The sequence below is a fragment of the Sphingobium sp. TomTYG65 genome, from assembly GCF_055395525.1.
Genome location: NZ_AP027330.1, coordinates 1,002,348 through 1,026,784, shown reverse-complemented (window position 1 = coordinate 1,026,784; position 24,437 = coordinate 1,002,348). Strand labels below are relative to the sequence as shown.

Sequence of the window (24,437 nt, the reverse complement as noted above, 5' to 3'; positions counted from 1 at the left end):
TGATCCCACTTGGGGGCTCGCCGTGGCGTGGGCGGGCAGTTAGCATTGTCGTCCAGCTTTGCAAACAGTAAATTGCCTTGCTGCAGAAATTTTTAGCGGCGTGGGCCTTTAGCCCCAGTTTCCACGCCGCTGACCTCCGCGCCGGGTCGATCGCTCGATGGCCATGACGATGCCGATGCACAGCATCACGGTCAGCATCGACGATCCGCCATAGGACATGAAGGGCAGGGGGATGCCCACAACGGGCGCGAGCCCCATCACCATCATCAGGTTGATCGCGACATAGAAGAAAATGGTGGTGGTAAGGCCCGCCGCGACCAGCCGCGCAAATTTGTCCTGCGTTCGCAGCGACACGCCGATGCCCCAGCGGAACAGGAGCAGAAACGCGCCGATCAGGAATATGCCGCCGACCAGCCCCCATTCCTCCGCCATCGTGGCAAAGACGAAGTCGGTATGGCCTTCGGGCAGATAATCCAGATGGCTCTGCGTGCCTTTCAGGAACCCCTTGCCCCAGATGCCGCCCGACCCGATCGCGATCTTGGATTGGCTGATATGATAGCCAGCGCCTAGCGGATCGCTTTCCGGGTCCATGAAGATCAGGACGCGTTTCTGCTGATAATCATGCAGGAAGCTGAAGGCGATCGGCACGATCGCGGCAAAGGCAAGTCCGGATCCCACGAACAGGCGCAAGGGCAGCCCAGCGAGGAACATGACGGTGACCCCGCCCGCCGCGATCATCGTCGCTGTTCCAAGGTCCGGCTGCACCAGCACCAGCGAGAAGGGCACACCTATCAGCACCAGCGCGGGCCAGATGGCGGTCCACCGCCGTATCTCGCCGACCGGCAGCAAGGCGTAGAAGCGCGCCACCGCCAGCACGATGATCGGCTTCATGAATTCGGAAGGCTGTAACTGCATGAAGCCCAGGTTGATCCAGCGCTGGCTGCCCCCCGCGACCCCGCCGATCAGTTCCACCAGCACCAGCGACATCAACACCGCGCCATAGGCGGGAAAGGCGAAGCGGGCGAACAACTCAAGCGGCACACGGCTCAGCCCGAACGCCATCGCGGAGAAAATGACGAAGCGCACGCCCTGGTTGATCGCCCACGGCGTGATGCTGCCTCCGGCCGCGCTGTAGAGAACCAGCGTGCCGAAGCCTGCGATCGCAAGCAATATGCCCAGCACCCGCCAGGGAAATTCGGTGAGGGGTTGCGGGATGATGCTCATTGCGCGGCCCCTGCGTTGGGGCCGGGCGGGGGCGGGGCGTCATCATCGCCGGGCGCGCCAGGCGTCGCGTTGGCGGCATTCCCCGCGGCGTTGGCAGCTTCGCTCGCGTTGGCAGCTGGGGGAGGAGCTTCTCCCTTCTCGATCGCCTTGGCGAGCCGGAACGCCCCCATCTGGCGCGCCAGCCGCTCTCCGGGTGGTCCGCCCCAGCCTTTTTCCAACGTCTCCAGCTTTTCCATAGCTTTCGCCTGATCGAACAGGAACGACATCGTGTCGCTGGCGATCATGGGCGCGTCCTCAAGGCGGTTGGTATGACCGCCATGTTCGATGATGCACGCAATGGCGTATCGGGGATTGTCGAACGGCGCGAAGCCTTGGAACAAGGCATGGTCCCGCAGTTTGAAGGGCAGCGACGCATTGCCGCGCACGCCGCCTGCGCGCTCGGCCATGGTGATGCGGCGGACCTGCGCCGTGCCGGTCTTGCCTGCGATCATGACGCCTGGAATGCTCATCCGCGCCGCGCCGCCAGTGCCTCCGCCATTGACCACGGCGCTCATCGCGTCACGGATCGTAACCAGATGCTCTTCGGGCACGCCGACAGGCTCGGGTTCCGGCCTGTGCGCGCCCAGAAGGAAATTGGGCATCAACTGCCGCCCGGTCGCCAGCCGCGCCGCCATGACCGCCATCTGCAGCGGGTTGATAAGCATATAGCCCTGACCGATCGTCGCATTCACCGTGTCATAGACCTGCCACTTTTGCCCATATTTCTTGAGCTTCCAGGCAGGATCGGGAACCGTGCCGTAGCTTTGGCTGGGGAAGGGCAGGGGAAATTTCTGGCCCATGCCCACGCGCCGGGCCATGCTGGCTATACGGTCCATGCCGATGCGCTGCGCCATCTGATAGAAATAGATGTCGCAGCTCTGCGCGATAGCCCCGCGCATGTCGAGCGACCCGTGCCCCCGCTTTTTGTGACAGTGGAACAGCGTGTTCCCCACGCGAATGGCGCCTGGGCAATTGACCCGGTCCGCGGGCGATATGCCGGCTTCGAGCAGCGCCAGCGCTACCATCGGCTTCACCGTGGAGCCGGGCGGATACAGACCCTGCAGCGTCTTGTTGCGCAACGGGATATGGTCGTCCTTCGACAACATTTCCCACTCCAGATGGCTGATGCCGTCTGAAAAGCTGTTGGGGTCGAAGCTGGGCATCGACGCCATCGCCAGCACGTCGCCATTCCGGCAATCGAGGACGACAACTGATCCGCTCTGTGTCGCAAGTCGCCGACCGGCATATTCCTGCAGACCAGCATCGATCGTCAGCTTGATGGCGTGGCCTGGCATGTCGGGCCGCGTGGTCAGTTCCCGCACGATCTTGCCGCGCGCGGTCACCTCCACCCGCTTCGCGCCGGGTTTGCCGGTCAGCTCCCGGTCGAATGATTTCTCCAGCCCGTCCTTGCCGACCTTGAACCCGGGCGTGATCAGCAGCGGATCCTTACGCTCTTCAAAATCCTTGGCCGACGCCGCGCCCACATAGCCCAGCAGGTGCCCGACCGTGGCGCCTGCTGGATAATAGCGGGAAAAGCCCTGGCTCGGCGCAACGCCGGGCAGGTCGGGCAATCGGACGCTGACGGCCGCGAACTGATCATAGGTCAGCTTCTCGGCGACCTGGACGGGCCGGAAGCCCGGCGACTTGTCCAACTCCGTCCGGATGCGATCGACTTCCTCGGGTGCCAGCGCCAGCAAATGGGTCAGGCTGCGGATCGTCCCTTCAGGATCGGTGACCCGCTCCGGGATGAGGTCGACGCGAAAATCCGTTCGGTTGTTCGCCAGCGCCTTGCCATTCCGGTCAAGTATCCAGCCCCGCCGCGGCGGGATCAGCGTCAGGTTGACGCGATTGCTTTCCGCCAGGACGTTATATTTTTCATTCTCCGCAACGCTGATCCAGCCCATCCGGCCGATCAGCAGTGCGCCGATGCCCGCTTGCAATCCACCCACCACCATCGCCCGGCGGGTGAAGGTAAAGGACAGCGATGCTTCGGTAACGGTCTTCCGCTTGAGCCTGGGCAGCTTCATGCCATCACGCGCCAGCGATCGATCCGGGCGCATTGACGCACCACGAAGGGGAAGAGCAGGACCGTCCAAAGCATTTGCGGCGCGACCAATTGCAGCTTGATGTTTCCTCCGCCGGTGATGCGCGCGAAAAACACCCCGCCGGCAATGCAGAAGATAATCCCGGCGGACGCGATTAGCCAGTCCTGCCGGTAGCTGCGCCATACCATGCGATGTTCGATGGCGTCGATGCCGATCAGCATCACCGTCCACAGGAACATGGCAGAACCGACGGGCTGGCCGCTCATGATGTCATCGAACAAGCCGAGCGGCAGGCCGATCCACGCCCGCCACAGTTCAGGGCGGAGCAGGCGCCAGGACAGGAGGAGCAGCAGGCCGAAAGGCGGCATGACCGGGGCTTGGGCGATAACCGGCAGCACCGGTATCGCCGATCCCAGCATGACCGTGATCACTGGCGTGCCGGTCAGTCGGAAGCGCGACGGATGCCGCCCCAGCCGCGGAACATGCTGGAGATGCGGGTCGATCATGGCGCGGTGGCGTTGCTCGCCACGTCCGGCACTGCGCCTTCCGCAGGAGCAGGCTCGCCGCGCGTCACGGCTTCCTCAAACGAGCGTTCGACGACCACGGCATCGACTTTGGACGGGTTGGCGAGCGGCACGCCATAGGCAATCTCGCCCTCTATCCGCACGACCACCGCAACGGGGATATTGGGCTGGTAGATGCCACCCACGCCCGAAGTGACGAGGATGTCACCGGGGCTGAACGGATTGCGGCCCGCCGCGAGCGAACGGATTTCCACTGTCCCGTCGCCAAGGCCCGTCGAAATGGCGGGAACGCTGTCGGTGGCACGGCGGATCGGCACGATGTTGCTGCTGTCCGTCAGCAGCAGCACTTCGGCCGTGTTGGGTGTTACGCTGTGGATGCGGCCGACCAGGCCTTCGGACGCACGCACCGGCATGCCCGGCCGAACGCCCTGCCAGCGTCCTGCATTCAACCGGGCGAACCGACGCGGGCTGGAGGAAGAGGAGGAAATTAGGCGCGCCGTCAGCAGATCGCTCTGATCCTCATCCACCAGTTTCAGCAGCCTCTTCAGGCGCAGATTTTCCTGCGCGATCGCCTTTGCTTCGATGATGCGGTTGCGATCCGCCTCAACCTGATGGCGCAGCGCGATATTCTGCGACCCGGCGCGCCAATAAGCCGTCAGGATTTCGTCGATCGAACTGACGCCGCTCACCATATTGCGCAGTCCAAGCGAGGCTGGGCGCGAGATTTCTGCTGTCGCCGTCCGGATCGCTGCAAACCCTGTGGGATCGAAGATCGCGACCCCGATCAGCAGCAGGCCGACAGCCGCACCCGTCATCGCCACCACATAGCTGGCGAACAGGCTATACTGCGCCTTGCGGTTGTGGCCGGGACGTCGGCTGGGTGGCCGCGCCATGTGGTGGTCTCCCCGACCTTAAGCGGTCTGCAGCACGCCTCGGAAGATCGGATCCTCCATCGCCCGGCCGGTGCCGATCGCGACGCAGGTCAGCGGATCTTCGGCGATGGTGACGGGAAGGCCGGTCTCGTCGCGCAGTTCATCGTCCAGGCCCTTCAGCAGCGCGCCGCCGCCAGTCAGAACGATCCCCTGATCGACAATGTCCGCCGCCAGTTCAGGGGCGGTGTTTTCCAGAGCGATGCGCACGCCTTCGACGATGGTGCTGATCGGTTCGGCCAGGGCGTCGGCGATCTGGCCCTGGTTGATCGAAATTTCCTTGGGCACGCCGTTCACCAGGTCGCGGCCCTTGATGTGGATCGTCTCACCGACGCCATCTTCAGGCGGCTGTGCAACACCGAATTGCTTCTTGATCCGCTCGGCGGTGGCCTCACCGATCAGCAGATTGTGATGACGGCGCACGAAGGACACAATTGCTTCGTCCATCTTGTCGCCACCAACGCGTACCGAGGTGGTGTAGGCAAGGCCGCGGAGGGACAGCACCGCGACTTCCGTCGTGCCGCCGCCGATATCGACGACCATCGAACCGATCGGCTCAGTCACCGGCATGTCGGCGCCGATTGCGGCCGCCATCGGTTCTTCGATCAGGAACACCTGAGAAGCACCCGCATTGCTAGCCGCGTCGCGAATCGCGCGGCGCTCGACGCTGGTCGAACCCGACGGAACGCAGATCACGATTTCTGGGAAACGCCAGGGCCGCGATTTGCCGCCATGCACCTTGGTGATGAAATGCTTGATCATCTGCTCGGCGACATCGATGTCGGCGATGACTCCGTCGCGCAGAGGACGGATCGCCTCGATCGAATCAGGGGTCTTGCCCATCATCAACTTGGCGTCGTCGCCCACGGCCTTGACCCGCTTCACGCCGTTCAGCGTCTCCACCGCCACGACCGACGGCTCATTCAGTACGATCCCGCGGCCACGCACATAGACAACGGTGTTAGCCGTGCCGAGATCGATAGCCATATCCTGGGAGGAGAGTTTGAAAAGTCGCGAAAAGATCGACATGCGCATTCCTGTTCAGCCCGCCCGTCCCGGCGACGCGAACCGGGGCGTTCGGAGGTCCCTGCCACGTTCCGGCGTCCCTGTCATCCCCGCCATGTGGGGAGGCAAAATTTTCGGGGGCAACGGCTCGCGGAAAGCGCTCGCTTGGGCTAGTCACTAATCAATGTCAATACGCCGCCTGCCTGAACATTTGGTCAACCGCATCGCCGCCGGTGAAGTGGTTGAAAGACCCGCCAGCGCGCTGAAGGAAATTGTTGAAAATGCGTTGGATGCCGGAGCGTCCCGCATTTCCATAAGGTTAGCCAATGGCGGCCTCGACAGGATCGAGGTCAGCGATGACGGCTGCGGCATGGCGCCGGCGGAAATCGCACTCGCGCTTGAGCGGCATGCGACCTCTAAATTGCCGGATGACGCCATAGAAAATGTGTCGACCCTTGGCTTTCGCGGTGAAGCGCTTCCCTCCATCGCCAGCGTCGCCCTGCTTTCGATCGACAGCCGCCCCAAGGGACAGGATGGCTGGAACCGGACGATCGACAATGGCGCGTTGGTATCGGAAGGTCCCGCGGCGCTCCCGCCCGGCACGCGGGTGACGGTCGAGCAACTGTTCGCCCGCGTGCCTGCCCGCCGCAAATTCCTTCGCTCGGCCAAGGCGGAATATGCCGCCTGCCTCGACATCGTGCGCCGCCTCGCCATGGCGCATCCTTCGGTAGCCTTTACGTTGGAGCATGACGGCCGGCGTGCGCTCGGCGTGCAGGGGGGAGAAGCGCGGGAGGATCGCGTGGCCACGCTGACGGACCGGGCGCTTGCCGAGAATCACGTCATCGTCTCGCTGGAGCGGGAGGGCGTTCGCCTGTCGGGCGTCGCTTCATTGCCGACCTATAATCGCGGTGTGGGCGATCATCAGTTCCTCTTCGTGAATGGCCGCCCGGTACGCGATCGCCTGCTCGTCGGCGCGGTGCGGGGCGCTTATGCGGATATGCTGGCGCGAGACCGTCATCCGGTCGTCGCCCTGTTCCTCGACGTCCCGCCGCTGGAAGTCGATGTGAATGTCCATCCGGCCAAGACCGAGGTGCGCTTTCGTGACCCGGCGCTGATCCGCGGCATGATCGTCTCGGGCCTGCGCCGCGCTTTGGACGCCGAAGGTTTTCGATCGGTGCAGCAAGCTGACCCCGCCGGGCTCGCAGCGTGGAGAACGGAGCCTGTCTCTCCCACGCCGATCAGCGCCCTGCCGATCTTTGAGACGGCCTTTCCCTCCTCCTATGCCGCGCCGTCCCCGGCTGGTTTCGCGGACCGCCGCCCCACCTTTACCGCTCCGCCGCCACAGGCCCGGGCCGAACCCGCTGCCGCACCTGCTCCAGAGGGTTCCAGCTTCCCTCTCGGCGTCGCGCGCGGCCAGGTGGCGCGCACCTATATCGTCGCGGAGGCTGAGGATGGGCTGGTGATTGTCGATCAGCATGCGGCGCATGAGCGGCTGACGCTCGAACGCATGCGCCGCGCCATGGATGGGCAGGGGGTTGCGGCCCAGGCGCTGCTGCTGCCCGAAGTGGTCGAGTTGGACGAACCCGCCTGTGATCGTCTCGAAACGCGGATAGAGGAATTACGCGAATTCGGTCTGGAACTGGAGCGGTTCGGGCCGGCCGCCATGCTGGTCCGCGCGACCCCCGCGATGCTGGGGCAGGGCGATGTGCAGGGGCTCGTGTCCGACCTAGCCGATGATCTTGCCGCCTATGACAGCGCCTTGTCGCTCAAGGAGAGGCTCGATCTGGTCGCTGCCACCATGGCCTGCCACGGCTCGGTTCGTGCCGGTCGCGTGCTGAGCGTGGCGGAGATGAACGCGCTGCTCCGTGAGATGGAAATCACGCCCCGTAGCGGGCAGTGCAATCATGGACGGCCGACTTGGGTGAAGCTTGGCCATGGCGACATAGAAAAGCTGTTCGGAAGGAAGTGACGATGCGCATGACCGTCTTCCTGCTCGCCTGGTGCCTGATGCCGCCGCTGGCGCACGCGGAACCTTCAGCGATGTGCAAGGACGCACCGCCGCCGCCGGAACCCTGGACGAGTTGGATGCAGAGCGGCAACGCCATAGCGGGTGGTGAAGCGGCATCCGCGCCGCGCCTGATCCTGGGTAAGCCGCTCGGGGCAACACTCCGGCCGGTCGCGCAGGTGCAGTTTGCCGTGACCCCTGGCAAGAGTGACGCCAAAAGCTATGGGGGCCTGTTCACCCTGGCGTTAAAAGCGCCCGCACGCATCGGCATCGCGCTCTCCGCCCCGGCGTGGGTGGACATAGTGACCGGCAGCGCGTCTCAACCCTCGGCCGATCACGGCCATGGGCCGGAATGTTCAGGGATTCGCAAGATCGTCTGGTTCGATCTTCAGCCAGGTTTGCACACTGTCCAGATTGCCGACGCGCCTGGACGCGAAATTCGCATCATGGCTGCCGATGCCGCCGCTAACCGGCCGCTTCCATCGGCCGATACCGACAAAGACTTCTGATGTCAGGCGGGCCTGGTGCGGAACATGGCGATGGGCTTCATCGTCATCACCGGTTCGTCATGCTGGTTGACCATCGTCACCTGGCTGCGCACCACGCCCATTTCCGGCCGGCTGCGCGACGCCTTCGTCTCGATGACTTCAGATTTTCCCCGCAGGGTGTCGCCCGGACGCACCGGCCTTAACCAACGCAGCTCATCGACCCCGACCGCGCCCAGGCTGGCTTCCTGCCGCCCGGGCACCTTCTGCATTTCGGCGACGAACATTTTCATGAACAGCGCGGTACTTTGCCATCCGCTGGCGGAAAGGCTGCCGAAATGAGTCGCTGCTGCTTCCTCATCGGACAAGTGGAAAGGCTGGGGATCATATTCCGCAGCAAAGGCGATGACCTCTTCCCGGGTCACGGTGAGCGGTCCGAAATGGATGGTGTCGCCGACAGCCACATCCTCGAAATAAACGGTTTCTTCCATGACGTGGCTCCTTGATTGGCTGCAATCTAAGGGTGCCTTACGTTAACGTCAATCTTGCGAATGGACCCACTGTCGCAAGCCTTGCCAGACCTGCGCCTTCTTCTCGCGCGAGAGCATGGCATAGGCGCCGCTGGAGGATGGCAGATCGATGAGAGTCAGCTCTTGCGCCGTCCCGATCTGCCGCCGCCCATGCAGCGCCGCCGTCTTGCCATTGAACGCGACGGCCTCGAGCTTGGGCAGGCGGGCAACGAAAGCCGAAAGGTCCCGCAACTCCGCCCCGCGTATGGCGCTGTCGAGGCTTCCGTCGCGGTCTGCGCTTTCGATCACGTCCCACAGGCCGACCCCGCGCGCCCGCAGCCGTTTCAGCCGCATGGCATAGGGCAGGGCGCGCAGATCCTCGTCCAGAACGCCGCCCATCAGCGTCCAGAAGGCGTTGCCCCGATGCGCATAATATTCGCCCTGCTTGATCGATGCGTCGCCCGGCAGGCTGCCCAGGATCAGAAGCCGCGTGCCTTCATCGACGCTCGGCGGAAAGGCGGCTTTGCGCTGCGCAGGCATTTGGCCGGGGCGCAGCGCCATGGGCTTAGACGTTGAACCGGAACAGCATGATGTCGCCGTCCTGTGTCACATAATCCTTGCCTTCGGACCTCCACTTGCCAGCTTCCTTGGCCCCGGCCTCGCCATTGAACTGGACATAGTCCGCATAGGCCATGGTCTCGGCGCGGATGAAGCCCTTCTCGAAATCGGTATGGATCGCGCCCGCGGCCTGTGGAGCCTTCGACCCTTTGGTGACCGTCCAGGCCCGCGCTTCCTTTGGCCCCACGGTGAAGAAGGTGATGAGGCCCAGCAGTTCATATCCGGCCCGGATGATCCGTGCGAGGCCCGCTTCGGTGAGGCCCAGCGCTTCCAGATATTCCGCGCGCTCCTCGATCGGCATCGTGACAAGTTCAGCCTCGATCGCAGCCGAGACGATGACCGCCTTCGCGCCTTCCGCCGCCGCCTTTTCGAACACGCGCGCCGAATGGGCATTGCCCGTCGCCGCGCTCTCTTCCTCGACGTTGCAGACATAGAGGACCGGCTTGGCGGTCAGCAGCTGGGCCTGCGCGAAGAGGCGTTCTTCCTCGACATCCTTGGGAACGGTGAGGCGAGCGGGCTTGCCGTCGCGCAGCAAATCAAGGGCCTGGCCCAGCACCGACGCGGCGGCCTTGGCTTCCTTGTCGCCTTGCGCAGCCTTCTTTGCGAGGTTGGGAACGCGCTTCTCCAGGCTTTCCAGATCCGCCAGCATCAGTTCGGTCTCTACCGTCTCCGCGTCGGCAATCGGATCGACCTTGCCCTCGACATGGGTGATGTCGTCATCCTCGAAACAGCGCAGCACATGGACGATCGCATCCACCTCGCGAATATTGGCGAGGAACTGGTTGCCCAAACCCTCGCCCTTGGACGCGCCGCGCACCAGGCCGGCAATGTCCACGAAGCTAAGCTGGGTTTCGATGATCTTGGCCGACCCGCCGATCTTCGCAATGGTCTGCAGGCGATCATCCGGCACCGCGACGCGGCCTTCGTTCGGCTCGATCGTGCAGAAGGGATAGTTCGCCGCCTGCGCCGCCTGCGTCTCGGTCAGCGCATTGAACAGGGTGGACTTGCCCACATTGGGAAGCCCGACGATACCGCAACGAAAACCCATGGATCAGCCTTCACGTCAAAATGATGGCCGCGCCGATAGCCTGTTCCTTGGCCAAAGGCCAGCCTGTGCTCAGTGCCGGAAGAAGAGTGTGATCGCCGCCACATGGTTCATCCGCTTGGCGCCGCTACCCTGCTCGACATATTGGTTCAGATAGCCGATTTCCGCCGTAGACTTTCCCATCAGCTTGATCTCAGCGCCGACGAAGCTTCGCAGCTGGTCGAATCCGGCCTTCTGCCCCCAATCGGTGCTGTTGAGCGCGGCGAAGCCCTCAGCATAGACGAGCGCGTTGACCGCCTCGCTTCCCGGCCTGAGCGGCTTTTCGTAGCGCAGCATCTCCCGCAGTCGCCATCCCATGCCGTTGCCATCGGAGCGCCATCGCTGCTCCAGCCGCGTGCGTGAAGACAGTTCGCCGTTCCAGGGCTTGCCGATCGTCCAGCTGATCTGCTGGAAGCTCCGCTCCTCATTGACCTCACGGCCCGCCTGTGTCGGCAAGATCACATGGGCATAGCCCTGATAGACCGACAGGCTGGGTGAGAATTTCCAGCCAACCGCGCCTCTCAATATGGTCTGATCCACCCGCGACACGCCATTGCCGATACGAGGCTGGATCTCCGCGAAATAGATGAGATCGCCCGACACCGGACCCATGGCGGTCAGGTTCATCCAGACCTGTTCATCCCCCGCGGTAGCGGCTTTGGCGGATGCGACATTCAGCCAGGGCACTAATATGAAGCAGGCAGCCGACGCCAGAGCGCGGCGAATTTGAAAGCGGGACATGGCGCGCCATTAGGCGTTTGCCGTTGCCTCGCCATGTCCTGAACGTAACTTTTCGTGACCGGTCAGGTGATGACGCTTGGGTGCTCCATTCCGGTGAAGCCTGCAATGTCGGCCACTTCCTGAGCCGCGCGAACCAGCGGCTCCAGCGCCTCCGCCGTCTCCAACCCCAGATCGCCCCCCTGGCCCACATAGCGCTCGATATAGACGCGCAGGGTCGCGCCTTCCGTGCCGGTGCCCGACAGGCGAAAGACGATGCGCGATCCATCGTCGAACAACAGGCGGATCCCCTGATTGCGGCTGATCGACTGATCTGTGGGATCGGTATAGGCAAAGTCGTCCGCGCTCTTCACGGTGCCGCCGCTATTCACCGTGCCCGGCAGCGCCGCTAGCTTGTCCCGCAACGCTGCCATAAGCGCATCGGCGCGATCCTTGGCGATGGCCTCATAATCATGCCGCGCATAATAGTTGCGGCCATAGGTCGCCCAATGTTCGGCCATGATCTGCGCCACGCTCTGCCGCCGAACAGCCAATATGTTGAGCCACAGCAGGACAGCCCAGATGCCGTCCTTCTCCCGCACATGGTCTGACCCGGTCCCGGCGCTTTCCTCGCCGCAAATCGTCGCCATGCCCGCGTCCAGCAGATTCCCGAAGAATTTCCAGCCGGTCGGCGTTTCATAAAGTGGGATGCCAAGCTTTTCCGCAACCCGGTCGGCCGCGCCGCTGGTCGGCATGGACCGGGCGATGCCCTTCAGGCCGTCCGCATAGCCCGGCGCGAGATGCGCATTGGCCGCCAGCACTGCAAGCGAGTCCGATGGCGTCACATAGCAATGCCGTCCGATGATCAAGTTGCGGTCGCCGTCGCCGTCCGAAGCTGCACCAAAGTCCGGCGCATCCGCCGCCATCATGCGGTCATATAGTTCCTTGGCATGGACCAGATTGGGGTCCGGATGATGATGGCCGAAGTCGGGGAGGGGGGTTGCGTTCCGAACGGTCCCGGCAGGCGCGCCGAGCCGCTTTTCGAATATCTCGACCGCATAAGGGCCGGTAACAGCGCTCATGGAATCAAAGGAAAGGGTAAAGCCCTCCGCAATCATGCGCCTGATCGCAGCAAAGTCGAACAGTTGCTCCATCAGGTCGGCATAGCTCGCTACGGGATCGACCACCTCAACGGTCATGCCGCCCAGATCGCTGCTGCCTGGCGTGTCGATATCTACGTCATCGGCCTGCAGTATGCGATAGCTGTCGATCGCCAAGGTCCGGGAGTGGATGGCGTCCGTCACCTTTTCGGGAGCCGGACCACCGTTCGACACATTATATTTGATCCCGAAATCTTCATCCGGGCCGCCCGGATTATGACTGGCCGACAGCACAAGGCCGCCAAATGCTCCCGAAGAACGGATCAGATGCGAAGCCGCAGGGGTGGACAGGATGCCGCCCTTGCCCACCAACGCCCGCCCGAAGCCATTGGCCGCCGCCATCTTCAGCACGATCTGAATGACTTCGCGGTTCAGATACCGTCCGTCGCCGCCCACGACCAGCGTCTGCCCTTCGAACCCTTCCAGGCTGTCGAACACCGATTGGACGAAATTTTCCGCATAATGGGGCTGCTGGAAAATGCGGACCTTCTTGCGCAATCCGGATGTGCCCGGTTTCTGGTCGGCAAAAGGCTTCGTCGCGACGGTCTGGATCACCCGCATCCCCTTGGGAAAATGGAAAGTCAGGTTCCTCTATGGCCCGGTAATGCGACAAGGGGCAATCGGTTCATCGCGGTTTATCGCGCGGGAGCGCCGGTCAGGCGAATGTCGGAAGCGCTACAGTGCGCCTGCGCAGGCAGGAGTCCAGTTCTGACGTCGGGCCTAGGCTCCTGCTAGCGCAGGAGCACGCTGCCTGTCGCCGCGCTACGCCCCAGTCAATCCGCCAGCCGCAGCGCAACCTCATTCATGAACCGCGCATCGTCGCCCTTGGCCAGCCATTCCGCCTCAGCCCCGATCGCTCCCAGCATGTCGGAAAGCGCGTCCATCTCGCTCTTGTGATAATTGCCCAGCACGTAGCCGTGCACCCGGTCCTTATGACCCGGATGCCCGATGCCGATCCGTACGCGGCGAAAGTCCGGCCCGATATGCGCGTCCGTCGATCGCAGGCCGTTATGCCCCGCATTGCCGCCGCCGCGCTTCACCTTCACCTTCATCGGCGCAAGGTCCAATTCGTCATGAAAGACGGTCACATCCTCCGGCGTCAGCTTGTAGAAGCGCATGGCTTCGCCCACTGAGCGGCCGCTCTCGTTCATGAACGTGCCAGGCTTCAGCAGGATGATCTTCTCCGGGCCGATGCGCCCTTCCTGGACCCAGCCTTGGAATTGCTTCTTCGGCGGAGAGAAGCGGTGCAGGTCGGCGATCACATCGGCCGCCATGAAGCCGACATTGTGCCGGTGCATCGCATATTGCGTGCCCGGATTGCCTATCCCCACCCAGATCTGCATCCAAAAATCTCCAAATGAGCAAACCCCCGTTCGCGCTGGCCTGCCGAATGGCTCCATGTCTCTTTCGAGCGAAAGAGCAGGGCTTCGACAAGCTCAGCCCGAACGGGGGTGAGCAAATGGCGTCAACCGCCACCGACGATCTTGAAGGCTTAGGCGCCTTCAGCCGGAGTTTCGTTGTCGCCCTCGGCGCTCTTGAGAGCCGACGGAGCAACGATGGTCGCGACGGTGAAGTCGGTTTCCACATGGGCCGCCTTGGCGCCCTTCGGCAGCTTCAGCGCGCCGATATGGATCGATTCGCCCACGTCCAGGCCGGTCAAGTCGACGACGACATCGTCGGGGATTTCGGCCGCATCGACGATCAGTTCGATCTCATGCGCGACGATGTTCAGCACGCCGCCCTTCTTCAGGCCCGGCGAAGCATCTTCATTCTTGAAGATGACCGGCACGTTGACGTGGACGGTGGCGTGTTCGGAAACGCGCAGGAAGTCGGCGTGCAGCGGACGGTCGCTCACGGGATGGAAGGCGACGTCCTTGGGCAGGGTACGGACCTGCTTGCCGCCAACCTCGACCATGACGACCGAGTTGAAGAAGTGGCCGGTGCCGAGCAGCTTGTTGAGGAGCTTTTCCTCAATGTGGATCGACTGCGGTTCTTCATTGTTACCATAGATGACGGCGGGTACGCGGCCCTCACGGCGGAGAGCGCGGGAGGCTCCCTTGCCTGCCCGATCGCGTGCCTCGGCCGACAGCGTAAGCTGCTCGCTCATTGCGTGTCTCCAAAAGCAAATTGATGTAAGCGCCCGTCACGCCTCCAGGGATGACCATGCCGGGACCGCGGCCCAATAGCAGAAAAGCGGGAGAAGGCAAGCGACACCCTCAACCCCGTTCGTTTCGAGCGCAGTCGAGGAACCGGTCACTGTACCCGCGTGATCTTGTATCCCTTGGCCTCCAGCAGGCCGATCAGATTGTCCCGCCCGGTCAGATGCCCCGTTCCCACCGCAATGAAGGGCCGCCCCCGAAGCTTCCCCACCGCCTCGCTCCAGTCCCGATTGCGCGCAATCAGCACCGCCTGCTCCACCACAGGATCGGGTTGCTCCCCCACCTCATCTTCCCGCGCGATCGCTGCCATGTCGCCTTCCAGCCACGCCCGCAAAATGCGCTCATAAAGGGCCTTCATCCCCCGCGCTTCCTCCACCGTTTGCGCCAGCAATCGCCGCTGGGCGGCCTCCGGAAGCGTATCAAAGGCGCCAAACTGCCGCGCCACTGTTTCCAGCCCGCTGATCGGCTTGCCCGCTGTCCGGAATCCATCGATCAGTACGGGTTCGACGCCCTCGTCCCCGCTTACATGCAAGGATTGCTGCGCTGCCGCCGATAACAGCATGGCCGCCGCCCAGCTTTCATAGCCTGACAGAAGCTGCGTGCTCGTCCCACCCTCACCAGCAATCCGCTGAAGTTCATCCCGCTCTTCGGCGGGCACGCGGGTTTCCAGAGGAGGCAGGCCAGGACTGCGCCCCATTTTCTCGAACAGCGCCATGGTGCGCGGGCGGTCCTGGATTTCCGCCGATTCCAGCACCAGCTGGTCAGATTCCTCGATCGCCGCCCTGATCTTGTCCGTCCGCCACGCCACGCCCTTGGGCAGCACATGGATGGTCCCGAACAGCCACCCGTCCAGCCCATGTCCTTCCACGCGCCACAATGCCGGGCCTTGGCCTGCTGGCGGCGCTACCGGCTCGCGCCCGCACGCCGCCACCAGCAGCAGCGCGCACAGGCCCAGCCATCGCAGCAACCTCACTCAGCCACCCTGGCCGACGCCACTCCCAGCGCCTTCAACTGATCCTGCACGCTGCCCTTGCCTGCCAGATGCCCCGCGCCGACCGCAATGAACACCGTTCCCGGTTGCGCCAGTCGTCCCTTGATCCACTTCGCCCAGTTGGCGTTTCGCTGGATCAGCAGCACCTGAGCCAGTTCCGGCGTCGTCTCAAGCGACTCGTTCATCTCCGCCGCCAGCTTCTCGGGATCGCCTTCCTTCCAATGCGCGATCAGCCGGGCGAACTCGGCATCCATGTCTGGCAGGCCCTCGACCGTCGCGTTCAGGAACTTGAGCTGACTTTCCATCGGCAGGCCCGCGAAATAGCCGAGCTGCTGCTCCACAGTCTCCAGCGCGCCCACCTTCTTCCCCGCAGCCTTGGCTGCCGCCGTCAGCGTCTTCTCCGCGCCCAGATCCGCTTTGTAGCCCAGCTTCTCCAGCGGCTGCACCGACAGCGCCATGCCCGCCATCCAGGGATTGAACGCTTCGAACATCTGCCAGGGCAGGCCGTTTGCCGCCATCGCCGCCTGATATTTCCCGCGTTCGTCGGCGCTCAGCCGGTCGGAGAGCTTAACGCCGTCCCGCGCCAGAGCCGTATGCGCCATCGAAGCCGCCATCGCCTGCGGGTCCTCAGGCTCGACAATCTCCAGCACCAGCTCGTCCGATCCATCGAACGCCCGCTTGATCCCGCCCTGGAACCATTCGATTCCGGGCTTCAGCACATGAACCGTGCCGAACAGATAGACGGTCGTATCCGCATCCTTCACCCGCCAGAGCGCGGGCGTCACATAGGCCGTCTTCGCCGCAGCGGGCCGCGCCGAGGCGGTCTGCTCCTGCGCGCAACCGGTCAGCAAGAGCAGGCCGGCGGCCAGCAAGCGGGGAAGGGGCCATTTCATATCGGCGTCGATCCATATCGAAAGGTTTCGCCGCCATCCATGCGGGGCAGGGGCCTTCAGGGCAAGCGGATTAACCGCCTCCGCGCCCTCTTTCCCTTGACCCTAAAGCCCTCCTGCGCCAAGGCGCGCGCGATCAAACCGTCATTTTCGCAAGGGACCGTCCGTGGCGACAGGCAAGCCGCTCTCCTTTCAGGACCTGATCCTGACCCTGCACGCCTATTGGGGCCGCCAAGGCTGCGTCATCCTGCAGCCCTATGACATGGAAGTCGGCGCGGGCACCTTCCATCCCGCCACCACCTTGCGCAGCCTCGGGCCGAACCCCTGGAACGCCGCCTATGTGCAGCCCAGCCGCCGCCCGACCGATGGCCGCTATGGCGAAAACCCCAATCGTCTCCAGCATTATTACCAATATCAGGTCATCATGAAGCCGTCCCCGGCGAACCTCCAGGAACTCTACCTGGGAAGCCTGGCCGAGATCGGCATCGATCCGCTCGTCCATGACATCCGCTTCGTCGAGGATGACTGGGAAAGCCCGACGCTCGGCGCATGGGGCCTTGGCTGGGAAGTCTGGTGCGATGGCATGGAAGTCACCCAGTTCACCTATTTCCAGCAGATGGGCGGATTCGACTGCAAGCCTGTCGCTGGTGAGCTGACCTACGGCCTCGAACGCCTCGCCATGTATATTCAGGGCGTCGACAGCGTCTATGACCTGAAGTTCAATGACGCGGGCGTCACTTATGGCGACGTCTTCCTCGCCAATGAGCAGCAGATGTCGAAATGGAATTTCGAGATCGCCGACACCGAAAAGCTGTTCCGCTGGTTCAAGGACGCCGAGGCCGAGTGCAAGGCGTCGCTCGAGGCAGGCGTCCCGCTCGCCGCCTATGACCAGGCGATCAAGGCGAGTCATGTCTTCAACCTGCTCCAGGCGCGCGGCGTCATTTCGGTGCAGGAACGCGCCAGCTACATCGGCCGCGTCCGCGACCTCGCCAAGGGCGCGTGTGAGAAGTGGATGGAAGTGAACGGGTGGGCGGCGTGATGGAGATCAGCCTATCCCCGTTCGGGCTGAGCCTATCGAAGCCCTTCATCTCTCTTTCCAATATCATGGTGTCGGCACATGACTGACTTCCTCCTCGAACTGCGCTGCGAAGAAATCCCCGCACGCATGCAGCTCAAAGCGTCGGAAGATCTCGCCGGCCTCTTCACCGAGGAACTGGCGAAGGCTGGCCTGAAGCCGGAAAGCATCGACAGCTTCGTTACGCCCCGCCGCCTCGCCCTGATCGCGCGCAACCTCCCGCTGGAAACCGCTGCCGTCAGCGAGGAGTTCAAGGGCCCCCGCACCTCCGCGCCCGCACAGGCGCTCGAGGGATTCCTCCGCAAGACTGGCCTGAGCCAGGACCAGCTTGAAGACCGCGATGGCGTCTGGTTCGCCACCGTCAACAAGCCCGGCCGCTCCACCGCCGAAGTCCTCGCAGAAGCCGTCCCCGCGATTGTCCGCGCATTCCCATGGCCCAAATCCATGCGCTGGGGCGCCGCCTCGCAGACGACCGAGAGCCTCCGCTGGGTCCGCCCGCTCCAGGGCATCGTCGCCATCCTTGGCGAAGATTTGGTTGATATCGAGATCGAAGGCATACGCAGCGGCTACGCCACGCTCGGACACCGCTTCCACCACCCCGGTGAGATCACCATCGGCGGCGCGCACGACTATGTCGAAAAGCTGCGCGCTTGCCATGTGATCGTCAGCCATCAGGAACGCCAGGCGATCATCGAGGCAAAGGCGAACGAAGCCGCCGCCGCGAAGGGCTACTCCGTCATCGAGGACAAGGGCCTCGTCGCGGAGAACGCCGGCCTCACCGAATGGCCGGTCCCGCTGCTCGGCGATTTCGATCCCGCCTTCCTTGATGTGCCACCTGAGGTTATCCAGCTAACCCTACGGATAAATCAGAAATATTTCGTCCTGCGCGACGCCAGCGGCAAGCTGGCCCCCGCCTTCATCTGCACTGCCAATATCGAGGCGAAGGATGGCGGCGAGGCGATCATCGCCGGCAACCGCAAGGTCCTCGCCGCGCGCCTGTCTGACGCCCGTTTCTTCTGGGAACAGGACCGCAAGACCAAGCTGGAAGACCACGCCAAGAAGCTGGAACGCATCACCTTCCACGAAAAGCTCGGCACGGTCGCGGATAAGGTGGAGCGCGTAGCAAAGCTCGCTCGCTGGCTGGTGGAGCAGGGCATCATTGCTCCCCTCCCGCAGGCGGAAGGGGCCGGGGGTGGGCTTGCCGACCTAGCAGAACAGGCCGCCCGCCTCGCCAAGGCCGACCTCGTCACCGAAATGGTCGGCGAGTTTCCCGAACTCCAGGGCGTCATGGGCGGCTACTACGCCCGCGCTGAAGGTCTGCCCGACGCGGTGGCAGACGCCATCCGCGACCATTACAAGCCGGTCGGGCAAGGTGATGACGTGCCCACCGCGCCTGTCACTATCGCAGTATCGCTCGCGGACAAACTTGACACGCTACGCTCCTTCTTCGGCATCGATGAAAAGCCCACCGGTTCGCGAGACCCCTTCGCTCTGCGTCGGGCCGCGCTCGGCATTATCCAGATCGTTACGGCCAACAACCTGAGGCTGGCCATCGCGGAAGGCGACCTCCTCGACTTCTTCGCCGACCGCCTCAAGGTCCAGCAGAAAGAAGCAGGCGTCCGCCACGACCTGATCGACGCGGTGTTCGCCCTCGGAGGTGAGGACGACCTCGTCCGCCTGCTCGCCCGCGTGAAGGCGCTCCAGTCCTTCGTCGCTACCGATGACGGCACGAACCTCCTTGCCGGATACAAGCGCGCCGCCAACATCCTGAAGAAGGAAGGCGTTGAAACTGCCGAGAAGGTTGAACTCACCTACACCCCCGAACCCGCCGAAGCCGACCTCATCGCCGCCCTCGACGCCGCCGAACCCCGTGCAGCCGCAGCGGTGCAGGCGGAGGATTTCGAAGGCGCCATGGCCGCACTTGCGACATTGCGGGCTCCCATCGACACCTTCTTCGACAAGGTCACGGTGAACGACGCTGATCCTGCGAAGCGCGCCGCCCGTCTGGCGCTGCTGGCGCGGGTCCGCGACGCCGTTCACGCGGTGGCCGACTTCTCGAAAATTGCGGGTTAATACCGAAAGATACCCGGCTAACCGGGAAAATCGATGAAGTGAGAGAGCAATTATCGTAAAAGCAGGTGCGTTCGCCGCCTGCTTGTTGTTTGAATATTGTTGCATCGCACAAACACACGGCAATCAGTGCAGGAGAGCCGCGACTATGTTGACAAGGGAAGAGGCCAGCATGAGCACCACGCAGACGCGCTATGTCTATCGCTTCGGCGGCGGTGTCGATGACGGCGGCAAGGGTGACAAGAACCTCCTCGGCGGCAAGGGCGCCAATCTGGACGGCATGGCCGCCATTGGCCTGCCGGTGCCTCCGGGCTTCACCATCACCACCGAAATGTGCACCCGCTACTATCAGGATGGGGGCGTGTTCCCCGAAAGCCTGAAGGCGGAAGTCGCCAAGGGCATCGTCCATATTGAAGGCGTGACGGGCAAGAAGTTCGGCGATGCGGCCGACCCGCTGCTCGTTTCCGTTCGTTCGGGCGCGCGCATTTCGATGCCCGGCATGATGGACACGGTTCTCAACCTCGGCCTCAACGACGAAACCGTCCTGGGCCTCGCCGCCGCGTCGGGTGACGAACGTTTCGCCTGGGACAGCTATCGCCGCTTCATCCAGATGTATTCGGACGTCGTGCTGGAACTCGACCATGGCGCGTTCGAGGAAGCGCTTGAGATCGCCAAGGAAGATCAGGGCTACACGCTCGACACGGAAATGACCGCCGACGATTGGAAGGCGCTCGTTACCGAATATAAGGCGCTCGTTTCAAAGCTTTGGAACAAACCCTTCCCGCAGGATGTGAATGATCAGCTGTGGGGCGCGATCAGCGCCGTCTTCGGCAGCTGGCAGGCGGATCGCGCCAAGGTCTATCGCCGCCTGAATTCGATCCCGCATGATTGGGGCACTGCCGTCAACGTGCAGGCGATGGTCTTCGGCAATATGGGCGACACCTCGGCTACCGGCGTTGCCTTTACGCGCGACCCGGCGACCGGCGAGAACGCCTATTATGGCGAATATCTGATCAACGCCCAGGGTGAAGACGTCGTCGCGGGCATCCGCACCCCGCAGTACCTGACCAAGCAGGCGCGCGAGCGGGCAGGGGCCAAGCCGCTGTCGATGGAAGAGGCGATGCCGGAAACCTACGCCGAACTAGCGCGGGTGTTCCAGATCCTCGAAACCCATTATCGCGACATGCAGGATATCGAGTTCACGGTGCAGCAGGGCAAGCTCTGGATGCTCCAGACCCGCTCGGGCAAGCGCACCGCCAAGGCCGCGCTCAAGATCGCCGTCGACATGGCGACCGAGGGTCTGATCAGCGAGGAGGAAGCCGTCGCTCGCGTCGATCCCGCCGCGCTCGACCAGCTTCTCCACCCCACGCTCGATCCCAAGGCGCCGCGCGATGTGCTGACCAAAGGCCTGCCCGCATCGCCGGGCGCGGCTTCCGGCGCGATCGTGTTCGACGCCGATACGGCCGAGCGCCGCAATGAGCTTGGTGATTCCGTCATTCTCGTCCGCGTCGAAACCAGCCCAGAAGACATTCACGGCATGCACGCCGCAAAGGGCATCCTGACCGCGCGTGGCGGCATGACGTCACACGCGGCGGTGGTCGCGCGCGGCATGGGCCGTCCTTGCGTGTCCGGCGCGGGTAGCCTGTCGATCGATAATGCGGCGAAGACCCTGCGCATCGAAGGGCGCGAATTGAAGGAAGGCGACATCCTCACCATCGACGGGTCGACCGGCGAAGTGATGGCCGGTGAGGTCCCGACCGTTCAGCCCGAACTGGCCGGCGATTTCGGCACGCTGATGGTTTGGGCCGACAAGGTCCGCCGCCTGAAGGTCCGCGCCAATGCCGAAACCCCGCTGGACTGCCAGACCGCGCGTGATTTCGGCGCGGAAGGCGTGGGCCTTTGCCGTACCGAACATATGTTCTTCGACGCGGCGCGCATCACCGCAGTCCGCGAAATGATCCTGGCGGACAGCGAGAAGGGCCGCCGCGCCGCGCTCGAAAAGCTGCTGCCCGAGCAGCGCGACGACTTCGCGCAGATATTCATGGTGATGGCGGGCCTGCCCGTCACCATCCGCCTGCTCGATCCGCCGCTGCACGAATTCCTGCCGCATGGCGAGGCGGAGTTTGAGGAAGTGGCCAAGGCTGCGGGCGTCGGGGTGGATGCGCTGAAGCGCCGCGCCGCTGAATTGCATGAGTTCAACCCGATGCTCGGCCATCGCGGTTGCCGCCTCGGCGTGACTTATCCCGAAATCTACGAGATGCAGGCCCGCGCCATCTTCGAAGCCGCGCTCCTCATCAAGCAGCGTTCGGGCGAAGCGCCGATCCCCGAAATCATGATCCCGCTCGTCGCGACGAAGAAGGAGCTGGAACTGATGAAGGCGATCGTTGATCGCGTCGCCAGTGAAGTCTTCGCGGAGCAGAGCGCCTCGGTCGAATATCTCGTCGGCACGATGATCGAACTGCCGCGCGCCGCGCTCAAGGCAGGCGAGATTGCAGAGGTCGGCGAATTCTTCTCCTTTGGCACCAATGACCTCACGCAAACGACGATCGGCATCAGCCGTGACGACGCTGGCCGTTTCCTGACGCAATATGTGGACAAGGGCATTTTCGCCCGCGACCCGTTCGTCAGCATCGATGTGGAGGGCGTGGGCGAGCTTATCGAACTCGCCGCCGAGCGTGGCCGCGCGACCCGTCCGGGGATCAAGCTCGGCATCTGCGGCGAACATGGCGGCGACCCCGCCTCGATCGCCTTCTGCGAGGCTACCGGCCTGGATTATGTTTCGGCCTCGCCCTACCGCGTCCCGATCGCCCGCCTCGCCGCCGCCCAGGCCGCGCTGACGAAGAAGTAGGGATAACCCATCAACCCCCTCCCGCATGCGGGAGGGGTTAGGGGTGGGCATCCACCTTACGTCTCCAAATAGCGCCGCTCATGCTCGCGGACCTTCCCGGTCCCGAGCAGCCGCGCCTGCGTGCGCCATTCCTCCCGCGCGACCGTTCCCGGCTCACGCCTCAGCCGTGCCTCCAGCGCCGCCTGCTGCTCATCGCTCATCGCCCCGATCTGGTCATAGCGATGATAGCCTGCCTCATGCAGCACCGCTGCGTCCTGCGCCGAAATCCCCCTGATCCGCGTCAGATCGTCCTGGCCAGTGCCGTCGTCCCTCACCGCTGCCGGAGCAGCCGCCATGCGAGCATCGCGCTCCCGGATCGTTTGCCGATGCGCCATCTGCTCGTCGCGCCACAGCCGCTTATACTTGCCGCGCCCGCTCATCATCAGGCCCAGCACCAGCCCGGCCAGCAGCGCAATGACCAGCAGCGAAATCTCGTTCAAAGTGAAAGCCATGCCTCGCCTCCTTTCCCCGATCCGGAACGAGCGGATACGGCCAAAAGTTGCGATTGCGAAACTGCGCCCGCGCCGCGGTAAAAAAAGTGAAAAAGGGGCTTGCCCAATCATCTGCCCCCCTCTATCTGCCGCTGCACAACGCGCCCGTAGCTCAGCTGGATAGAGCATCAGACTACGAATCTGAGGGTCGGACGTTCGAATCGTTCCGGGCGCGCCACTTTTCTTTTCCAAGAAAATGAGCAGCTTATCAGGCGATCCAGCAGGATCGTCTCAGCTGCATCGATCCGGCGCGGGCCGGTCTAGATCCACCACCGTGATGATCGTCGACACCTTGGCTGTAGCCGATACGCTGCACGTTCTTGCCCGGTCAAAGCTGCCCGGCCAGTTCTCCGGATATTCGGCATTGAAGGCAGGCTTTCCCGCATTCACATAGGGCGCGGCGTCGCCGCAGAAATTGCCCAGCACACAGTCTTCGAACAAAATCGCGTCGAACAGCGTCACCAGCTTCGTGGCGGACCCGCTCGCATTCTTCTGCACTGGCTTCAGCCCATAGCCGCGCGCCCGGGAGGACAGCGCCGTAACATAATTGATCATGTCCTGCTCGGTCAGCGGAAAGCCGGTCGCCGCCGCGCCATCCTCGAACGCGTCCATGACGTCGAACTCGACATAATCGAAGCCCTTGTCTCGGCACATGCGCAGGCGGTCATCCATGATCTGGATGAATTCGGGATAGCGACGAATGTCGATATAACGCTCCGAAGCAAAGCCAGGATAGGCGTTCCCCAGCAGGCCGGATATCGCGGACAGCCGGGCATAATCCGGCCGGTTGTTCTCCGCCGATCCGACATCCAGGTAGCAGATCGTCCTGATCCCGCGAGACTTGGCGAGCGTCACGTAGCTCGCCGCCGTGTCGAAGCCATCGACATCCAGATAATCGACCGTTGGCGGCGTCGCGGGCAGGCCCTGGCTCTGCAAAATCCAGTCCCAGCTTGGAAGGGCGGACGGCGAGGGGGTAGGGGAGGGTGACGGAGTGGGCGACGGTGCAGGAGTAGGGGACGGCGACGGGCTTGGTGTGGGCGTCCCGGAGCCATTGCTGCCCCCGCCGCCTCCGCATCCGCTGACCGCCAGCAACGCCGCCGCCAAGGCTGTGGCGCCCATGTTCCTCAAACGCATTGCGTGCCGCGCCGCCATTCACCGCGCTCCCGCCAGCAAGCAGCCACTATCCCAAAGAAGGACTCGCTAAGCCGCTGTCGGGCTGCAAGTCCAACGCAGCATAATAGGATGGGTCACCCAATAGAGGCAATCTAAGCAAGTAGAATTATGGAAATAGGCATATATCCATCGACATATACGCATCGCTCCGACAGTAGCCATCTGCCTTCATATGGGCTATTCTGCGGCTTTCGATGATGAAAAAACATTCGCGTTGACTTAGGACTGGGCTTGTTATGAATTAACCATAAGCGGGAAGGTTGGCATTCGAGTCGCTCCGCTCCAATGGGCAATAAGCCCAATCAGGATCGCTGCTGCATCCCCATCAAGGGGCCGGCGCGTGATAACAGGTTATCT

20 protein-coding genes, 1 tRNA gene and 1 pseudogene are annotated in these 24,437 nt (G+C 63.3%); 6 read left to right on the top strand and 16 right to left on the bottom strand.

Annotation, left to right across the window (positions count from 1 at the left end; genetic code table 11):
* Positions 1–108 precede the first annotated feature (108 nt).
* The 5 genes from rodA to ACZ5Y5_RS04995 are packed head-to-tail and all read right to left on the bottom strand — an operon-like array spanning position 109 to position 5,790.
* Positions 109–1,224, bottom strand: a complete 1,116-nt coding sequence (gene rodA, locus ACZ5Y5_RS05015) for a rod shape-determining protein RodA (RefSeq protein ID WP_464810086.1) — start codon at positions 1,222–1,224, stop codon at positions 109–111.
* Complete coding sequence (mrdA, locus tag ACZ5Y5_RS05010) at positions 1,221–3,290, bottom strand: penicillin-binding protein 2 (protein ID WP_464810085.1); 2,070 nt, start codon at positions 3,288–3,290, stop codon at positions 1,221–1,223. Before mrdA ends, rodA begins: the two co-directional genes overlap by 4 nt.
* Positions 3,287–3,814: a rod shape-determining protein MreD gene (gene mreD, locus ACZ5Y5_RS05005; RefSeq protein WP_464810084.1), complete on the bottom strand. Its 528-nt coding sequence runs from the start codon at positions 3,812–3,814 to the stop codon at positions 3,287–3,289. Before mreD ends, mrdA begins: the two co-directional genes overlap by 4 nt.
* Positions 3,811–4,725 (bottom strand): rod shape-determining protein MreC, encoded by a 915-nt coding sequence (gene mreC, locus ACZ5Y5_RS05000; RefSeq protein WP_464810083.1) that lies wholly within the window; start codon positions 4,723–4,725, stop codon positions 3,811–3,813. The genes mreD and mreC overlap by 4 nt, the downstream gene beginning before the upstream one ends.
* A gap of 18 nt (positions 4,726–4,743) precedes the next feature.
* Entirely contained in the window at positions 4,744–5,790 is a 1,047-nt protein-coding gene (locus ACZ5Y5_RS04995; RefSeq protein ID WP_007685698.1) for a rod shape-determining protein, read from the bottom strand.
* 160 nt (positions 5,791–5,950) lie between these two features.
* Here ACZ5Y5_RS04995 and mutL point away from each other — a divergent pair, with 160 nt between their 5' ends.
* A complete protein-coding gene (gene mutL / locus ACZ5Y5_RS04990) occupies positions 5,951–7,735 on the top strand; it encodes a DNA mismatch repair endonuclease MutL (RefSeq protein WP_464810082.1) in 1,785 nt (594 codons plus the stop codon).
* 2 nt (positions 7,736–7,737) lie between these two features.
* On the top strand, positions 7,738–8,280 hold the full coding sequence (locus ACZ5Y5_RS04985) for a hypothetical protein (RefSeq protein WP_464810081.1): 543 nt from the start codon (positions 7,738–7,740) through the stop codon (positions 8,278–8,280).
* A 2-nt stretch (positions 8,281–8,282) separates the two neighbouring features.
* Here the strand turns inward: ACZ5Y5_RS04985 and ACZ5Y5_RS04980 are convergent.
* From ACZ5Y5_RS04980 to ACZ5Y5_RS04940, 9 genes and pseudogenes are all read right to left on the bottom strand, one after another.
* Positions 8,283–8,750: pseudogene (locus ACZ5Y5_RS04980) on the bottom strand (MaoC family dehydratase); the annotation flags it as partial.
* 45 nt (positions 8,751–8,795) lie between these two features.
* A complete protein-coding gene (locus tag ACZ5Y5_RS04975) occupies positions 8,796–9,326 on the bottom strand; it encodes a DNA-deoxyinosine glycosylase (protein ID WP_464810080.1) in 531 nt (176 codons plus the stop codon).
* A 4-nt stretch (positions 9,327–9,330) separates the two neighbouring features.
* Positions 9,331–10,431 (bottom strand): redox-regulated ATPase YchF, encoded by a 1,101-nt coding sequence (ychF, locus tag ACZ5Y5_RS04970; RefSeq protein ID WP_464810079.1) that lies wholly within the window; start codon positions 10,429–10,431, stop codon positions 9,331–9,333.
* A 69-nt stretch (positions 10,432–10,500) separates the two neighbouring features.
* Positions 10,501–11,208 carry a DUF2490 domain-containing protein gene (locus ACZ5Y5_RS04965; RefSeq protein WP_464810078.1) on the bottom strand — a complete coding sequence of 236 codons (708 nt, stop codon included), beginning with the start codon at positions 11,206–11,208 and terminating at the stop codon, positions 10,501–10,503.
* Between the two features lie 62 nt (positions 11,209–11,270).
* Entirely contained in the window at positions 11,271–12,899 is a 1,629-nt protein-coding gene (locus ACZ5Y5_RS04960; protein ID WP_464810077.1) for an alpha-D-glucose phosphate-specific phosphoglucomutase, read from the bottom strand.
* A gap of 218 nt (positions 12,900–13,117) precedes the next feature.
* Positions 13,118–13,687, bottom strand: coding sequence for an aminoacyl-tRNA hydrolase (gene pth, locus ACZ5Y5_RS04955; protein WP_464810076.1), 570 nt, complete (start codon positions 13,685–13,687; stop codon positions 13,118–13,120).
* Positions 13,688–13,836: 149 nt separating this feature from the next.
* The gene (locus tag ACZ5Y5_RS04950) at positions 13,837–14,451 is read right to left on the bottom strand and encodes a 50S ribosomal protein L25/general stress protein Ctc (protein ID WP_464810075.1); all 615 of its coding nucleotides are present in this window, start codon (positions 14,449–14,451) and stop codon (positions 13,837–13,839) included.
* Between the two features lie 146 nt (positions 14,452–14,597).
* Positions 14,598–15,476 carry a TraB/GumN family protein gene (locus ACZ5Y5_RS04945; protein ID WP_464810074.1) on the bottom strand — a complete coding sequence of 293 codons (879 nt, stop codon included), beginning with the start codon at positions 15,474–15,476 and terminating at the stop codon, positions 14,598–14,600.
* Positions 15,473–16,387 (bottom strand): TraB/GumN family protein, encoded by a 915-nt coding sequence (locus ACZ5Y5_RS04940; protein WP_464810073.1) that lies wholly within the window; start codon positions 16,385–16,387, stop codon positions 15,473–15,475. The genes ACZ5Y5_RS04945 and ACZ5Y5_RS04940 overlap by 4 nt, the downstream gene beginning before the upstream one ends.
* A gap of 163 nt (positions 16,388–16,550) precedes the next feature.
* Between ACZ5Y5_RS04940 and ACZ5Y5_RS04935 the strand changes: the two genes are divergently transcribed.
* The 3 genes from ACZ5Y5_RS04935 to ppdK all read left to right on the top strand — a co-directional run bounded on the left by ACZ5Y5_RS04935 (position 16,551) and on the right by ppdK (position 22,377).
* Entirely contained in the window at positions 16,551–17,423 is an 873-nt protein-coding gene (locus tag ACZ5Y5_RS04935) for a glycine--tRNA ligase subunit alpha (RefSeq protein WP_464810072.1), read from the top strand.
* Between the two features lie 78 nt (positions 17,424–17,501).
* On the top strand, positions 17,502–19,532 hold the full coding sequence (gene glyS / locus ACZ5Y5_RS04930; protein WP_464810071.1) for a glycine--tRNA ligase subunit beta: 2,031 nt from the start codon (positions 17,502–17,504) through the stop codon (positions 19,530–19,532).
* A gap of 145 nt (positions 19,533–19,677) precedes the next feature.
* Entirely contained in the window at positions 19,678–22,377 is a 2,700-nt protein-coding gene (gene ppdK, locus ACZ5Y5_RS04925; RefSeq protein ID WP_464810070.1) for a pyruvate, phosphate dikinase, read from the top strand.
* A 56-nt stretch (positions 22,378–22,433) separates the two neighbouring features.
* Here ppdK and ACZ5Y5_RS04920 read toward each other — a convergent pair whose 3' ends face one another.
* Positions 22,434–22,868, bottom strand: coding sequence for a hypothetical protein (locus ACZ5Y5_RS04920; protein ID WP_464810069.1), 435 nt, complete (start codon positions 22,866–22,868; stop codon positions 22,434–22,436).
* A 140-nt stretch (positions 22,869–23,008) separates the two neighbouring features.
* On the opposite strand from ACZ5Y5_RS04920, the gene ACZ5Y5_RS04915 reads away from it, so the two are divergent.
* Positions 23,009–23,085: transfer RNA gene (locus ACZ5Y5_RS04915), tRNA-Arg, on the top strand.
* Between the two features lie 53 nt (positions 23,086–23,138).
* Here ACZ5Y5_RS04915 and ACZ5Y5_RS04910 read toward each other — a convergent pair.
* The gene (locus tag ACZ5Y5_RS04910; protein WP_464810068.1) at positions 23,139–24,026 is read right to left on the bottom strand and encodes an endo alpha-1,4 polygalactosaminidase; all 888 of its coding nucleotides are present in this window, start codon (positions 24,024–24,026) and stop codon (positions 23,139–23,141) included.
* Between the last annotated feature and the right edge of the window lie 411 nt (positions 24,027–24,437).